The following is a 365-nucleotide window of genomic DNA, read 5'->3' as shown; positions in this document are numbered from 1 at the left end:
GACTTGCTGAAGCGGTTAACGCCAAGGCATTGAAAGTCAACGTTCTTTAACAATTTGACCATGCAATCTGTGTGGGCACTCGTGAAATGATTAGTCAAACCTTTTGTCTTCACTTTTTAAAAGTGAAAGCAAATTTGGCATCAATGAAACTGAGTGACCAATACGAAATAGCTTCGGCTATATCGGCACAGTCAATTCTTAGTTAGAAATAACTAATAACAGTATTCATTGAGCTATCAAAAACTTTAAATTGAAGAGTTTGATCATGGCTCAGATTGAACGCTGGCGGCAGGCCTAACACATGCAAGTCGAGCGGCAGCGACAACATTGACCCTTCGGGTGATTTGTTGGGCGGCGAGCGGCGG

The 365-nt window shown here is 42.7% G+C and carries 1 rRNA gene; it reads left to right on the top strand.

The window, feature by feature from the left end:
* Positions 1-247: 247 nt before the first annotated feature.
* Positions 248-365: ribosomal RNA gene (locus EIZ48_RS28940) — 16S ribosomal RNA — on the top strand; the annotation flags it as partial.

Source organism: Photobacterium alginatilyticum (genome assembly GCF_009910675.1).
Taxonomy (GTDB): Bacteria; Pseudomonadota; Gammaproteobacteria; order Enterobacterales; family Vibrionaceae; genus Photobacterium; species Photobacterium alginatilyticum.
Note: the sequence above shows the minus strand (reverse complement) of the source record. Positions and strands in the feature narration are given on the sequence as shown.